General features: G+C 62.6%; 16 protein-coding genes. 8 read left to right on the top strand and 8 right to left on the bottom strand.

Annotated features, from left to right (window positions below; all coding sequences use genetic code 11):
* Nucleotides 1-5: 5 nt before the first annotated feature.
* Nucleotides 6-455, bottom strand: a complete 450-nt coding sequence (gene gspG, locus HRH33_RS11480) for a type II secretion system major pseudopilin GspG (RefSeq protein ID WP_034096914.1) — start codon at nt 453-455, stop codon at nt 6-8.
* Between the two features lie 148 nt (nt 456-603).
* Between gspG and gspI the strand changes: the two genes are divergently transcribed.
* Nucleotides 604-969 carry a type II secretion system minor pseudopilin GspI gene (gene gspI, locus HRH33_RS11475; RefSeq protein ID WP_034113028.1) on the top strand — a complete coding sequence of 122 codons (366 nt, stop codon included), beginning with the start codon at nt 604-606 and terminating at the stop codon, nt 967-969.
* Here gspI and HRH33_RS11470 read toward each other — a convergent pair.
* The gene (locus tag HRH33_RS11470; RefSeq protein ID WP_167418382.1) at nt 956-1,387 is read right to left on the bottom strand and encodes a type II secretion system protein N; all 432 of its coding nucleotides are present in this window, start codon (nt 1,385-1,387) and stop codon (nt 956-958) included. The two genes, gspI and HRH33_RS11470, sit on opposite strands and share 14 nt — an antisense overlap.
* Nucleotides 1,388-1,480: 93 nt before the next feature.
* Here HRH33_RS11470 and gspH point away from each other — a divergent pair, with 93 nt between their 5' ends.
* Together gspH and HRH33_RS11460 are read left to right on the top strand one after the other, a co-directional pair.
* Nucleotides 1,481-1,933 (top strand): type II secretion system minor pseudopilin GspH, encoded by a 453-nt coding sequence (gene gspH, locus HRH33_RS11465; protein ID WP_167418383.1) that lies wholly within the window; start codon nt 1,481-1,483, stop codon nt 1,931-1,933.
* A complete protein-coding gene (locus HRH33_RS11460; protein WP_167418384.1) occupies nt 1,930-2,532 on the top strand; it encodes a PulJ/GspJ family protein in 603 nt (200 codons plus the stop codon). The genes gspH and HRH33_RS11460 overlap by 4 nt, the downstream gene beginning before the upstream one ends.
* A gap of 608 nt (nt 2,533-3,140) precedes the next feature.
* Here the strand turns inward: HRH33_RS11460 and HRH33_RS11455 are convergent.
* From HRH33_RS11455 to HRH33_RS11440, 4 genes are all read right to left on the bottom strand, one after another.
* A complete protein-coding gene (locus HRH33_RS11455; protein WP_031891578.1) occupies nt 3,141-4,178 on the bottom strand; it encodes an IS110 family RNA-guided transposase in 1,038 nt (345 codons plus the stop codon).
* A 969-nt stretch (nt 4,179-5,147) separates the two neighbouring features.
* On the bottom strand, nt 5,148-6,074 hold the full coding sequence (locus tag HRH33_RS11450; protein ID WP_167418628.1) for a FecR family protein: 927 nt from the start codon (nt 6,072-6,074) through the stop codon (nt 5,148-5,150).
* Between the two features lie 37 nt (nt 6,075-6,111).
* Nucleotides 6,112-6,657 (bottom strand): RNA polymerase sigma factor, encoded by a 546-nt coding sequence (locus HRH33_RS11445; RefSeq protein ID WP_034113023.1) that lies wholly within the window; start codon nt 6,655-6,657, stop codon nt 6,112-6,114.
* Nucleotides 6,654-7,295, bottom strand: a complete 642-nt coding sequence (locus HRH33_RS11440) for a secretin and TonB N-terminal domain-containing protein (protein WP_173603446.1) — start codon at nt 7,293-7,295, stop codon at nt 6,654-6,656. Before HRH33_RS11440 ends, HRH33_RS11445 begins: the two co-directional genes overlap by 4 nt.
* 217 nt (nt 7,296-7,512) lie before the next feature.
* Between HRH33_RS11440 and HRH33_RS11435 the strand changes: the two genes are divergently transcribed.
* Entirely contained in the window at nt 7,513-7,827 is a 315-nt protein-coding gene (locus tag HRH33_RS11435) for a hypothetical protein (protein ID WP_034096907.1), read from the top strand.
* Between the two features lie 72 nt (nt 7,828-7,899).
* On the opposite strand, the gene HRH33_RS11430 is transcribed toward HRH33_RS11435, so the two are convergent.
* Nucleotides 7,900-8,967, bottom strand: a complete 1,068-nt coding sequence (locus tag HRH33_RS11430) for an NAD(P)-dependent alcohol dehydrogenase (RefSeq protein WP_094066864.1) — start codon at nt 8,965-8,967, stop codon at nt 7,900-7,902.
* 146 nt (nt 8,968-9,113) lie between these two features.
* Between HRH33_RS11430 and HRH33_RS11425 the strand changes: the two genes are divergently transcribed.
* The 3 genes from HRH33_RS11425 (at nt 9,114) to HRH33_RS11415 (ending at nt 12,298) form a co-directional block, all read left to right on the top strand.
* The gene (locus HRH33_RS11425; protein WP_034096905.1) at nt 9,114-10,010 is read left to right on the top strand and encodes a VOC family protein; all 897 of its coding nucleotides are present in this window, start codon (nt 9,114-9,116) and stop codon (nt 10,008-10,010) included.
* On the top strand, nt 10,007-11,398 hold the full coding sequence (locus HRH33_RS11420; RefSeq protein ID WP_167418630.1) for an alginate export family protein: 1,392 nt from the start codon (nt 10,007-10,009) through the stop codon (nt 11,396-11,398). The genes HRH33_RS11425 and HRH33_RS11420 overlap by 4 nt, the downstream gene beginning before the upstream one ends.
* An 81-nt stretch (nt 11,399-11,479) precedes the next feature.
* Nucleotides 11,480-12,298, top strand: coding sequence for an alpha/beta fold hydrolase (locus HRH33_RS11415; protein WP_047882882.1), 819 nt, complete (start codon nt 11,480-11,482; stop codon nt 12,296-12,298).
* Nucleotides 12,299-12,341: 43 nt separating this feature from the next.
* On the opposite strand, the gene HRH33_RS11410 is transcribed toward HRH33_RS11415, so the two are convergent.
* The gene (locus tag HRH33_RS11410) at nt 12,342-12,728 is read right to left on the bottom strand and encodes a DoxX family protein (protein ID WP_167418631.1); all 387 of its coding nucleotides are present in this window, start codon (nt 12,726-12,728) and stop codon (nt 12,342-12,344) included.
* 160 nt (nt 12,729-12,888) lie between these two features.
* Here HRH33_RS11410 and HRH33_RS11405 point away from each other — a divergent pair, with 160 nt between their 5' ends.
* Nucleotides 12,889-13,887: an NAD(P)H-quinone oxidoreductase gene (locus HRH33_RS11405; RefSeq protein WP_167418632.1), complete on the top strand. Its 999-nt coding sequence runs from the start codon at nt 12,889-12,891 to the stop codon at nt 13,885-13,887.
* The last annotated feature ends 55 nt before the right edge of the window (nt 13,888-13,942 follow it).

The following is a 13,942-nucleotide window of genomic DNA, read 5'->3' as shown; positions in this document are numbered from 1 at the left end:
GGGCCTTACAACTGCCAGGAGCCGATATCGGCATTCACACCGTCGCCATCGGGTTGGCCGTCGGCGCCCAGGGAGAACACGTCGATTTCACCATTGGCACCCGGGTTGAGGTAGTGATACGGGTGGCCCCAAGGGTCGTTGGGCAAGCGGTCGAGGTAGGCACGCCAGTTGCTGTTCTTGGCATCCGCCGGGCGCTCCACCAGCACTTTCAGGCCCTGGTTCATGCTCGGGTAAGTGCCGTGATCGAGGCGATAGAGCTTCAGCGCCTGCATCAACCCGCCGATGTCCTGCCGGGCGGCGGTGGCGCGGGCCTGGTCCGGACGGTCGAGCACTTTGGGCACCACCATTGCGGCGAGAATCCCGAGGATCACCACCACCACCATGATCTCGATCAGGGTAAAACCACGCTGGCCGCGAGGACTGGGCAGTGGGCAGGTCAGGCGCGCGATATCCATCTCGACATTCCTTGGGGTGAGTGCAGTTCGGGGCGCAGTGTTGCAAGAAGACATGTCAGTCGTATTGAAAATCCTCGGGAGTTTCGGTCGCCAATCGGTCAACTCGCCGCGCTAGTCTGCGGGCCTGTTTCCGGGCTTGGAGAGCGCCATGCACGGCTATCGCCACGCGCAAGGTTTTACGTTGATTGAAGTGCTGGTGGCGCTGGCGATTATCGCCGTGGCCATGGCCGCCGCCGTGCGCGTGGCCGGGGTGATGACCCAGAGCAACGGCCTGCTGCGGGACAAGTCCATGGCCTTGCTTGCGGCTCAGAGTCGCCTGGCGGAGCTGCGTCTGGAGGGGCAACTGCGCAGTGGCAGGAAGACCTTCGACTGTGATCAGGGCCGCTTGAAATTACGCTGCGAGCAGACCATCGAACGTGCGGGCCCGCTGTATCAGGTGCAGGTGCAAGTACTCGACGCCAGCCGCGAGGCGCCACCGCTGGCGCGCCTGACCACCCAGGTCAGGGCCGAGTGAGCGGCGCCAGCGCCGGCGCATCCGGCAATTTGTTCATCTTGACCTGCAGGGTTTCGCCGCCGCGCTCGATCTGCACCGCGTCGCCTTCAATGAGCGTCAAGCGCACCCCTGGGGCGAGGCGTTCGCCCACCTGGAAACTGCGCGGCGGGCCGTCGTTGAGGCTGAGGATCGCCACCGCGCCACGGGCCCCGGCCAGCACCCCGGTAACCTTGACCTGCACTGCCGCCGGCGTGGTGGAGAACCATTGCAATGCCGGGTTATCGCTGCGCGCCGCCAGGGCCTGGGGCGTGGCAGCGGGCGTATGGGATTCGGCGGACGTGAGCAACAGCGGCGTCCACACCACCACAGCAGCCAACGCGGCCAGCAGCGCGCCGAGCTGCACGCCGTGGGCTGCGCAAAAACGCAGGGAAATTGCCATGAGCGGGACCTCCTGTTTGTCCGTGCCATCAGCCTACCGCGCAATTCGCACGTTTTTATTTCACAAACACCCTGACTTACCGGGCACCGACCGATGAACCAACGCGGCTTCACCCTGATCGAGCTGATGGTGGTGCTGGTGATCATCGGCATCGCCAGTGCCGCCATCAGCCTGAGCATCAAGCCCGACCCGCTGCACCTGCTGCGCCAGGACGCCGAACGCCTGAGCCAATTGCTACAAGTGGCCCAGGCCGAAGCCCGCGCGGACGGTCGCCCGATTACCTGGCGCGCGGACGCCAAGGGCTTTCGCTTCAGCCGCCGCAGCGACGATGGTTTAAGCCTGGACACCTTCCAAGGCGATCCTCAATTGCGCCCGCGACCGTGGCAAAGCACGCCCATGCACATCGATATCGAGCCCCGCCAAACCCTGGTGCTTGACGCCGAATGGATCAAGCCGCCGTTGCGAGTGCTGCTGTCCGACGGGCAACACCGCCTCAGCCTGCAACGGGACGCCGCCGGTGTGCTGCGCGTGGTGAGCGCACCATGAACCGCGCGCAGCAAGGCTTCACCCTGATCGAAGTGATGGTGGCGATTTTGCTGATGGCGGTGGTCAGCCTGATCGCCTGGCGCGGCCTGGACAGCGTCACCCGCGCCGATCAACACCTACAGGCAAGCACCGAACAGACCGAAGCATTGCTACGGGCCTTGAACCAGTTGGAGCGCGACATCAGCCTACGGGCCAGCGTGGAATTGAGCGTTCCGACGGACGAAACCAAGACCCCGGACGGACTGGCCGCGCTGACGGTGCGCAGCTCCGACACCAAGGGCTTCAGGCTAGAGGTGATCCGCAGCGCCGCCATCCCCGGCACTGGCTTGCAACGGGTGCGCTGGTGGCTCAAAGGCGACGACCTGTACCGCGCGGCCGCGCCGGCACGCGCGCGCTTTCCATTGCCGGCGGCCAAGGATGGGGGGCTGGTATTGAGTGGCGTCAGCGACTTGCAAGTGCGGGTATGGGAAGCCGACAAAGGCTGGCGCCAACTGAGCGGCAACCGCCGCGATGACCCGTTGGGGCTGGAGATCCGACTGGTCAGGCAGACACCTCAAGGCGTGGAACGCTATCGCCAGGTGGTGGGGCCGTTGCGGTAGCGTTTCTGCCCAGCAAGAGCAAACTGTGGGAGGCGGCTTGCCCCGATGAGGGCGTGTCAGCTGATACAGGTATGGCTGACCCACCGCCATCGGGGTCAAGCACCCTCCCACAGTTAAATTCCTCTGGGCCACCAACCTGTAGCTCGGTGCATTTGGCCCCGATAGCCATAGATCTCTACACAGGTTTCAAAGGCTGAAATAACTCTGTGGTGAGCGGGCTTGCCCCGCGCTGGGCTGCGAAGCGGCCCCATTCCAGGCGATGTGGTTTAACTGACACACCGAGGTGCCTGGGTTTGGGGCTGCTCGCACCCCAGCGCGGGGCAAGCCCGCTCATACATGGACGCCCCCAGTATGCCAAGCACTCAATTCGTGAAAACACAGACGGGATAAGGTTGCAGCCATACATCCGGACTTTAAGTGAGGCGGTGCCTCTGTCCCTGATGGAATTCGCTGATCGGGCTCTTATCACCACAACGCGCTCGAAGCGCTGTGAGCAGGGCAGAGTTACCCGATCCCGGTCCTACCTGTCTTGCCATCACGTCATGATCGCCTGAGCAACCTTGGAAGTACTCCTTCTAACGCATCACTTTTTCATTTCACCGGGCCGGCTACGCCACCGTTACGTCGGGGGTGTAGTCGGGTCGGAACTTGGTGCCATGGGCCAATAATGCCCAGGCTATCCGGGCCGTTTTATTAGCCTGTGCAACGACAGCAACGTTGGTGTGACGACGAGCCAATAACCCCTTCAGCCAATCCGCCGAAGGATCTGTCTTGCTCTCCACCACTCGAACCATCGAGCGTGCGCCATGAATCAGCAAGGTGCGTAAATAACCATCGCCCCGTTTACTGATCCCCAACAACGTGGGCTTGCCTCCGCTGGAGTGTTGTCGCGGCACTAACCCCAACCATGCCGCCATTTGCCGACCGTTACTGAAGTTTTTCGCGTCACCCACTGACGCCACTAGCGCGGTTGCAGTGAGCGGGCCAACGCCTGGGATTTCTGCCAGGCGGCAGCTGCCTTCATTGCTGCGATGCCATTGTTGAATCTCTCGTTCCAACTCGACGACCTGTCGATCCAGCTCTTTGAAATGCTCCATCAAGCGCTGCATCAGTTGGCGTAACGATCCAGGAAGAGCGTTTTCATGATCTTCCAAAATATCCGGCAAACGCTCGACGATATGTCGAATGCCCTGAGGCAAGACCACGCCAAATTCTCCAAGGAGCCCACGAATCGAATTAGCTTGTGCCGTTCTGGCCTTTACAAACCCTTGCCGTGCGCAATGCACCGCCAAAATAGCTTGCTGCTCTACCGTCTTGATCGGCACAAAGCGCATGTTAGGCCGAGTAACGGCTTCACAGATCGCTTCTGCGTCAGCTACATCGTTTTTGTTCGACTTCACGTAGGGCTTCACAAATTGCGGAGCCATTAACTTGACCGTATGACCAAGTGCCTGCAGTTTTCTTGCCCAATAGTGGGCTCCGCCACATGCCTCCATGCCCACTAGGCAGGGCTCCAGGTTGGCAAAAAAAGGGACAACCTGCTCACGTTTAAGCTGCTTCCTTAGCGCTGTTTTTCCTTGTTGATCGATCGCGTGAAGTTGAAACACGTTTTTTGCCAAGTCAACCGAAACAGTCGTAAGCTGCATGAGGACGCTCCCTTCCGCTAAGTGTGGGTAACACTTTAACTTTGGCACATAGATGCCGTTAGGAAGGGGGCGTCCATTCCATTACCACAGCAAGCCCTCTCACCACAGCAAGCCTGCTCACCACGAGAACCTCATGTTCTCAGGCTATGCCACCGAAGATATGCAGCCACCAACCCTAACCACGATGCGAAGCGAGCCGCTCTTGCTCTTGCTCTTGCTCTTGCTTTTGCTTTTGATCTCAGGCGCCCCGTTAACCACGCTGGCCGGAATTCGGCATTGATTTGGGGGGTAAGCCGGCAGGGATGCCGGCTTAGCCGCCCCGCGCCATGGATGGCGCGTGGCGGCGGCCCTCCAAATCAATGTCGGATTACGGGCACACCGAGCCTAGGCGAGGTGCCGAGTGGTGGGGCAAAGCGTTTTTGGTTACTTTTGGCGCTCTTCCAAAAGTGACCCGCCGTAAAGGCGGAACCCATAGCCGCCGTGACCGCGGCAACGGATATGTACTCAATCTGCCCCAACATCCTGGTCGGCTGTCAGGCCGCCATCGGGGGCAAGCCCCCTCCCACAGTTAAATTCCTCTGGGCCACCAACCGGTGGCTAGGTGCATTTGGCTCCGATAGCCATAGATCCCTACACAGGTTTTAAGGCTGGAAATAACTCTGTGGTGAGCGGGCTTGCCCCGCGCTGGGCTGCGAAGCGGCCCCAAACCCAGGCACCTCGGTGTGTCAGCTAAACCACATCGCCTGGGATGGGGCTGCTTCGCAGCCCAGCGCGGGGCAAGCCCGCTCACCACAGCAAGCCCTCTCACCACAGCAAGCCTGCTCACCACCAACCTCCGGGTCGGCTGTCAGGCCGCCATCGGGGGCAAGCCCGCTGCCACAGCTGGACGTGTCAACAGTTCAAAAGGTGGGAGGAGACTTGCCCTCCCACAGTTAAATTCCTCTGGGTCAGAGAGGGATCACCCAACACTCAACTCAGCAACACCACCCCACCCGGCAACTCCGTGCATTTGGCCCCGTAGGCATCGCGGATCAGCAGGGCCACACCGGCCAGTTGCTGCAAGCTGAAACGCGCCTGCACGCGGCGCTGGCCGAGTTGTTTGTTGAGCAGCACCAGCATGCCCGGGCGGTAGCGGTTGATCTCATCGACCACAGTGGCCAGGGTGGCGTTGTTGAACACCAGCACCTGCTCGCGCCAGGCCACCACGGCCTGGGTGTCCACCGCCTGGGGTTCGCCCAGGCCGGCGGCGCCATAGGTGAGCTGCCGGCCGCTGTCCAGGCGCACGTTGCGTCCGCCAACGTCCACCGACAACGCGCCGTCCAGGCAGGTCACGCAGACATTGTGGTCGGTGTGGCGCACATTGAAACGCGCCTGCGCCGCGCTGATCCAGCCGGCACCGGCCTGGACCTTGAGCGGCTGCGCGGCGTGGGCGATGACTTCCACTTCGCCTTCAAGCAATTCGATGCCCTGCCCGACCCGGCTGATGCGGGTCTGGGTGTTGAGTTCCAGGCTCACCCCGTCACTCAAGGCCACGTGCCGTTGCTCGCCGACGTCGGTGCGGTAATCCGCTGTCAGCCCGGCCAACCCACCGGGCACGCCGACATGCACCATAAACGCCGCCGCCGACGCCGCCAGCGCGCCGCCGAGAAACGCACGGCGCCCCATGGACCGTGGGCGCTCGGCCTGCTCGGCGGCCACGCGTAAGTGCTGCCACAACCCTTTGGCCTGTTCGAATGCCTGGGCATGCGCAGGGCTCTGGGCGCACCACGCTTTGAGCGCTTTGGCATCGGCCACGGTGGCGCGGCCCGAGGTCAGCAGGGCCAGCCAGTCGCGGGCTTCATCGTGCAAAGGGTCGGCAGGCGTTTGCCGGGCGGTGGGGAAGCGGAAAATATTCAAGCGCGCACATACTCACGGTTTTATCAGGGACTCAACACTAAGACGGTTTTCCGGCGCCGGGACCGAACCGCTGAATCGCTTTTCTTTCCAGGCGCTTGGCACAGTGGCCGAGGGCAGCCTTGATTTCTTTCTCGACCATGCGCGTGGAAATGCCGAAACGCTGGGAGATTTCCAGGTGCGGCGCCTCTTCCAGGCGCGCGGCGATAAGGATCTTGCGGCGCCGCGCCGGCAGCTCGTAGAGGGCCTTGACCAGGGACTGGATTTCTTTCTGGCCGCCCACCACCCGCGACGGGTCCTGGGCTTCATCGGCGCTTTGCAGCAGTTCTTCCACCTCGCTGCCGGTAAGCAGGCGTGCATCGGCCTGGCGGCGGTCAGCGGCGATATTCAAGGCCATGCGGTACAGGTAAGCGTTGGGTTGCGCCAGGTTGGGCGGTACTTGCATGCGGTCCACCCGCAGGTAGGTTTCGTGCAGCACGTCGTTGGCCAGGTCCTCCGAGCCCAGGCGCTTGCGCAGGCGGACTTTGAAGTCCTCATAGGAGGCCAGGAACAAGCTGACCATCGTGCTGTGCCCGGTATCTTTCATCCGCTCCAGGCTCCTTTTGCTGCTGTGCATTCCATGCGTGTTCCTGTTGTGTCTGGCATTAAAAGCAACGTTACCGGTTGGCGCAGCGAACTGGGCGCCGAGCGCTCGACCCGGGTAGCGGCCAGGCTGCGAACCAGAGCGTCATCGCGTTGTTCATCGCCGGTGGAGCTGACCAGCCGGCTGTGTTCGATCAGGCCATCGCGGTTGACCCACACCTGCACCAGCGCACGAAAACTGCCGGGGCGGGTCAGGGGCGAACGACACAGGCTGGCCTCGATGGCCTGTTGCAAGGCCGTGGCATAACTGTTGTTGATCCGCGCCGCCTGACGCGCCGCCGCGCCTTGGGTGGGCGTCGGCGGGCTGACCTCGGGGATCTGCAAGGTAAACGCATCGCTGCGTGCATAACGGGCCATCAGGCCACTCCCTGTCAGCAACATCGCCAGTGCGTCCTGCGCGGTGAAACGCCCGCGCACCGCGATGGAACGCCGGCCCCGCGTCAACTCGCGGTCCACCAGCACCGCCATGCCGGTGGCGCGGCTGTAGGCTTGCAGGGCGTGTTCCAGGTCCTGCGCCGGCAGGTTAAGTGTCAGCAGTGGCGCATCGGCCTGGGCCACGCCGCCGGCCAGCAGGCAAAGCAAGGCCAGGGCGCATACAGCGCGCCGCCAGGCCCTTTGTTCACCCCACGCTTTGCCTCGCTGCACGGTCGACGCGCCCTAGAAAACCGTCATCCTGAGGCCAGTTTATGAATCTGATGTTACGGTGATAGCAAAAAAAACATCACGGTGACGTAAGGCGCGCTGCACTAGACTGGCGAGCGTGACCGGCCATTGCCCACGACCCGCCAGGAGGCCCTCGATGAAACGCTTGATGTGCATTGCCAGCCTGTTGCTGTGCGCCACACTTGCCTCACTTGCCCACGCCGCCGCCCCCCCAGCCAATGGCTGCGCCGAGGTGACGGTGGATGGGTATAAAGCGCCCGACTATGCCTGCTTGAGCCAGCAGATGGGCAACGACACACGGGCGGCGAAGGCGGCCAGCAAGAACCGTGAAGCGCAAAACATCGGGGTGGAAAAACGCCCACCGAACAAAGTGGGCCTGGCCACCCCGGCAGCGACCAGCGTGCGCATGGGCAATACCTTCGGCACATCGGTCAAACCACAGCGGCCTTGAGTTATTCGATAACTGTTTGAGCCAATCAGACCCCCTGTGGCAGGGGGTCTAGAGGGGTTGGCAGATTGAATTTCAAGCCGCGTGGCTTTCCTTTTTCAAGCTGTCCATATCGATCACGAAGCGGTACTTCACGTCGCCCTTGAGCATGCGCTCATAGGCTTGATTGATGCCCTGGATGTCGATCATTTCCACGTCCGAGACAATCCCATGCTTGGCACAGAAGTCCAGCATGTCCTGGGTTTCCTGGATACCGCCGATCAGCGAACCGGCCAGGCTGCGGCGTTTGAAGATCAGGTTGAAGACCGTCGGCGACGGATGCGGGCTGTCGGGGGCACCGACCAGGGTCATGGTGCCGTCGCGCTTGAGCAGGTTGAGGAACGCATCGAGGTTATGCGGCGCGGCCACGGTGTTGAGGATGAAGTCCAGGCTGTTGGCCACGGCGGCCATTTCGTCCTGGTTCTTCGACACCACCACTTGGTCGGCACCCAGGCGCAGGCCGTCTTCGCGCTTGTTCGGCGAGGTGGTGAACAAAGTCACATGGGCGCCCATGGCGTGGGCAATTTTCACCGCCATATGGCCGAGGCCACCAAGGCCGACCACGCCGACTTTTTTGCCCGGCCCAACCTTCCAGTGATGCAGCGGCGAATAGGTGGTGATGCCGGCGCACAGTAGCGGCGCCACGGCGGCCAGGTTGCTGGCATCGTGGGAGATGCGCAGCACGAATTTCTCCTTGACCACGATGTTGTCCGAGTACCCGCCATAGGTGTTTTCACCACCGAACACCGGGCCATTGTAGGTGCCGGTAAAGCCGTTCTCGCAGTACTGCTCCTCGCCCTCGGCGCACGACGCACAGTGCTGGCAGCTGTCGACCATGCAACCGACGCCCGCCAGGTCGCCGACTTTGAAATTCTTCACATTGGCGCCCACCGCCGTCACGCGGCCAACGATTTCGTGGCCGGGTACCGAAGGGTAAAGGGTGTTGTTCCACTCGTTGCGCGCGGTGTGCAAATCGGAGTGGCACACGCCGCAGTAGAGGATGTCGATCTGAACATCGTCCGCCCCTGGCGCGCGGCGCTCGAAGGTAAAGGGCTTGAGCGAATCCTTGGAGTCCCGAGCGGCGTAGCTGTAAGTCTTGGCCATTTCGTTCACCTATGTGATCTGACGTTGGAGGTCAGTGGACTAGCATAGACGCTGAAACGTTCAACCGAGCACGCCCGTACAATTCCCCCTGCGCACCGGCGCCTAACCTCACGGCTTTCGATCATCTAGAACGCTGGAGAATGGGCATGGTTAACAAAGCAATCAGGGCAAGCCTGGCAGTCACGCTGCTGGCCGGCGCAATGATGGGCAACGCATTCGCGGCGACACCAAGCGTGGCCGTAGCGCCGCAATATGACACCAGCCATGTGTACGTCGCCCCGGCGGATGTGGATCGGTTTGCCCAGAGCTTTCTTGCCACCTTCGGCGGGAAAAGCACGCCCCAGGTGGTGGTAAACGTGTTGCCGGTGCCGAGCAGCACCACTTCGCAATTGCTGCAGACGCCGGCCGGCACCGTGTCGTTGTTCGGCTTTACCACGCCGATCCCGCACCCCTTCGGCCAGGAACGCAACGGTTATCTGGTCAAGGACATGGACGTGGCGCTCAAGGCCGCGCGGGCAAACGGCGCGGCGGTGATCGTCAGCGACTTCCCCGACCCCATCGGCCGCGACGCCGTGGTGCAGTGGCCAGGCGGTGTGAACATGCAGCTTTACTGGCACACCAAGACCCCGGACTACGCCGCGTTCCAGACCGTGCCGGAAAACCGCGTGTACCTGTCCGCCGACCGCGCCGATGAGTTCATCAAAGCCTTTCTGGGGTTTTCCCACGGCAAAGTTCTGGGTGATGACAAACACGCACCCGGCGTAGAGGTGGGCCAGGCCAACGGCACCTACCGTCGCGTGGACATCGAGTCGCCGTTCGGGCGCATGGCGGTGCTGGTCACCAACGGTCAACTGCCCTACCCGTTCGGGCATGAAACCACCGGCTATCAAGTCGCCGACCTGAGCGCCACCCTGGGCAAGGCCACTGGTTCCGGCGCCAAGGTGCTGGTGCCGACGTTCGACGGCAAAGGCCGGCGCAGCGCACTGGTTGAATTCCCGGGTGGCTACGTCGCCGAGATTCACCAACTCAACGCGGCCCAATGATTCGTCGTACGGGCTGGAGCCTGGCCGTGCTGTGGCCGCTGCTGGTCGGCAGCGTCCACGCCGACCCGCAGCCGGCGCGCCCGACGATCAAGACCAATCGCTGGCAGGAAGACTGGTCGGTACTCAAGGATCCGGCGCTGCGCACGCAGCCGTTGGACAACCTGAAGTACATACCCTTGTCCAGCGCCAACCCGTTCACCTACCTGTCGTTGGGCGCGACGCTGCGCGAACGCTTCGAGATGAACGACGCCAGCGGTTTCGGTGTGAAGAACGTGGCCCGCGATCGCTATTTGATCCAGCGCTTTCAGGTACACGCCGACCTGCACCTGAACGAACACTGGCGGCTGTTCACCCAGCTTGAAGATGTGCGGGCCTACGACAAAACCACAGTGGGCGGGGCCGACCAGAACCGCGTTGACCTGCGCCTGGCGTTCGCCGAATACGTGAAGCGCTTCGACAGCGGCACCCTGAAAGCTCGCGTAGGGCGCCAGGACTTTGCCTTCGACCTGCAGCGTTTTATCTCATCGCGGGACGGGCCGAATGTGCGCCAGTCGTTCGATGCGCTGTGGGCCGACTGGGAGACCGCCGACTGGCGTTTTATCGGCCTCGCCAGCCAACCGGTGCAGTACCAGGACGGCCGGCACTTCGACGACAAGTCGAACAGCGACGCGCGCTTTCACTTACTCCGGGTGGAGCGCCTGGTGGGCGGCAAGAATGAGCTGTCGGCCTATTACGGCGTGTACGAACGCAGCGCCGCGCACTACCTGGACGCGGACGGCGACGAAACCCGCCACCTGTTCGACGCACGCCTGGGCGGCGCGGCCATGGGGTTTGACTGGGACATCGAAGGGATGCTGCAAAGCGGCGCGGTGGGCAGCAAGGATATTCGCGCCTGGGCCGGTGGTAGCCGCACTGGCTACACGTTCGACAGCCTGGCCTGGAAGCCGCGCATCGGTCTGCAACTGGACATCGCCTCGGGCGACCGCAAGAGCGGTGACGGCACGCTCGGTACGTTCAACCCGCTGTTCCCCAATGGCTATTATTTTTCCCTGGCCGGCTACACCGGGTACAGCAACCTGATCCACGTCAAGCCGTCCATCACCGTCAAGCCGATCGACAAGCTCAGCGTGCAAACCGCCATCGGCTTGCTCTGGCGCCAGACCACCGAGGACGCGGTCTACACTCAGCCCAACCTGCCGGTCGCCGGCACTGCGGGCCAGGGCGAGCGTTGGACCGGGGCCTATGCACAACTGCGCACCGACTATGCCTTTACCGGCAACCTCAGCGGCGCCGTGGAGGCGGTGCATTATCAGGTCGGGCAAACCCTGCGCGACGCCGGTGGCGATGACAGCAACTACCTGGGGGTCGAACTCAAGTTCAGTTGGTGACCCTCAAGCAAGCACAGGCGTACAAGCCGCCCATTCGCTTTACCCCAATAGTGACGGTTTTCACCCACCCAGGAGTTTTCCATGAGCACATTCGTTGCCAAAGACGGTACCCAGATCTACTACAAGGATTGGGGCAGCGGTAAGCCCGTGTTGTTCAGCCATGGCTGGCCACTGGATGCCGATATGTGGGAATACCAGATGGAATACCTCAGCAGTCGCGGCTACCGCACCATCGCCTTCGACCGCCGTGGTTTCGGCCGCTCCGACCAGCCGTGGACCGGCAACGACTACAACACCTTCGCCGATGACATCGCGCAACTGATCGAACACCTGGACCTGCGCGACGTGACGCTGGTCGGTTTCTCCATGGGCGGCGGCGACGTAGCGCGCTACATCGGGCGCCACGGCAGCGCGCGGGTTGCCGGCCTGGTGTTGCTGGGCGCGGTCACGCCGATTTTCGGCCAGGCTGCGGATTACCCGCAGGGCGTGCCGGCTGAAGTGTTCGACGGAATCAAGGCCGGCCTGCTCAAGGATCGCGCGCAATTTATCGCGGACTTCAACACGCCGTTCTTCGGCCTGAACAAAGGCCAGACCGTCTCCGACGGCGTGCTGTCGCAGACCCTGCAGATCGCCATGCTGGCGTCCCTCAAGTCGACCGTGGACTGCGTCAGCGCGTTCTCGCAAACCGACTTCCGCGCCGACATGGCCAAGGTCGATGTACCGACCCTGGTGATCCACGGCGACGGTGACCAGATCGTGCCGTTCGAAACCACCGGCAAGGTGGCCGCCGAGATGATCAAGGGCGCCGAGCTGAAGGTGTACAAAGACGCCCCCCACGGTTTTGCCGTGACCCACGCCCAGGCACTCAATGAAGACCTGCTGGCGTTCCTGAGCCGCTGAAACACCCTCTCGTTTTGGCCGGGCTTGCCCGGCCTTTTTTTGCTCAAGAGAAACGCTGGCCCACCACCAACCGCCCAGGCCCGGCGATCAGAAGACTGGTGAAGATGATCAGCAGCAGCCAGCCGAATTGGCCCTCCAATAGCGTCCACTCCGGATGCACCACCAGCATGGCGATCACCAAAACGGCAATGATCGGCAGGCACGCCAGACGCACCAGCACCCCGGCCACGATCAGCAGCGGGCACAGCACCTCGGCGCAAATCGCCAGCCCGAGGGTCACGTGGGCACCGAGGTGGAACGGGTCTTCGATAAGCGTCAGTTGTTCCTTGTAGTGCAGCACCTTGGGCAAACCATGCACCCACAGCAGAAACAGCGCCCCGCTCACGCGCAAAAAGAGCAGCCCGAAGTCCTGGTTTTTGCCGTCATTCATATATGCTTCCTGTTCGTTGGTCTTTTGGTGCCACCGATGGTGCGGGCAGATGCACACCCACGCTTGCAGCCTTGTGCTGACCTGCTCACCGTCGCGCGCTGAACCGCCGGCCGCTTGGCGCGGTCCCACCCCATACGCTCATCGCTGCAGGAACGTTCGAATGACACTCCCAAAAGAAATGACCTTGATCGAAATCACCACCCCCGGTGGCCCCGAGGTGTTGCAACCACGTCAGGCGGCGGTGCCAAAGGCTGGCCCCGGTGAGATTCTGATTCGTGTGCACGCCGCCGGGGTCAATCGCCCCGACGCTCTGCAACGCGCCGGCAAGTACCCGATGAAACCGGGCATGAGCCCGATCCCCGGGCTGGAAGTGGCTGGGGAAGTGGTGGCGCTAGGCGACGGCGTTAGCGAATACGCCATCGGCGACAAGGTCTGCGCGCTGACCAACGGCGGCGGTTATGCGCAGTTCTGCGCGGTTCCGGCCGGCCAGGCGTTGCCGATCCCCGAAGGCATGGACTGGATCCAGGCCGCCGCCGTACCGGAAACCTTCTTCACCGTCTGGGCCAACCTGTTCGGCCTGGGCGATGCCCATACCGGCCAGCGCGTGCTGATCCACGGCGGCACCAGCGGTATCGGCACCACCGCGCTGATGCTGTGCCGCGAGTTTGGCATCCAGGCGTTCGCTACCGCCGGCAGCGCCGACAAATGCGCGGCCATCGCCAAACTCGGCGCCGAACCGATCAATTACCGCGAGCAGGACTTCGCCGATGTCATCGCCCAACAGACCGACGGCCATGGCGTAGATGTGATCCTCGACATCATGGGCGCCTCGTACCTGAACAATAACCTCAAGTCCCTGGCCATGGACGGGCACCTGGTGATGCTCGGCTTCCTCGGCGGCGGCAAGGCCCATGACGTGGACCTGCTGAGCATCCTCGCCAAGCGCGCGGTGATTACCGGTTCCCTGCTGCGCGCACGCACCGGCGCGGAAAAAGCCGCCATCGCCGAGCAACTGCGCGAGTACATCTGGCCGGTCCTCACCGCCGGGCGCTGCCTGCCGATCATCGACAAGGTCTACCCCTACACCGACGCCGCCCAGGCCCATGCGCGGATGGAAGGCGGCGATCATATCGGCAAGATTGTGTTGCAGGTCGCCTGATTCAAAAACACTACAAATCAATGTGGGAGGGGGCTTGCTCCCGATAGAGGTGGGT

The organism is Pseudomonas rhodesiae (assembly GCF_013285305.1).
In the GTDB taxonomy this organism is placed as follows: domain Bacteria; phylum Pseudomonadota; class Gammaproteobacteria; order Pseudomonadales; family Pseudomonadaceae; genus Aquipseudomonas; species Aquipseudomonas rhodesiae.
The sequence above is the reverse complement of the archived record's forward strand: the minus strand, read 5'-3'. Positions and strand labels throughout refer to the sequence as shown.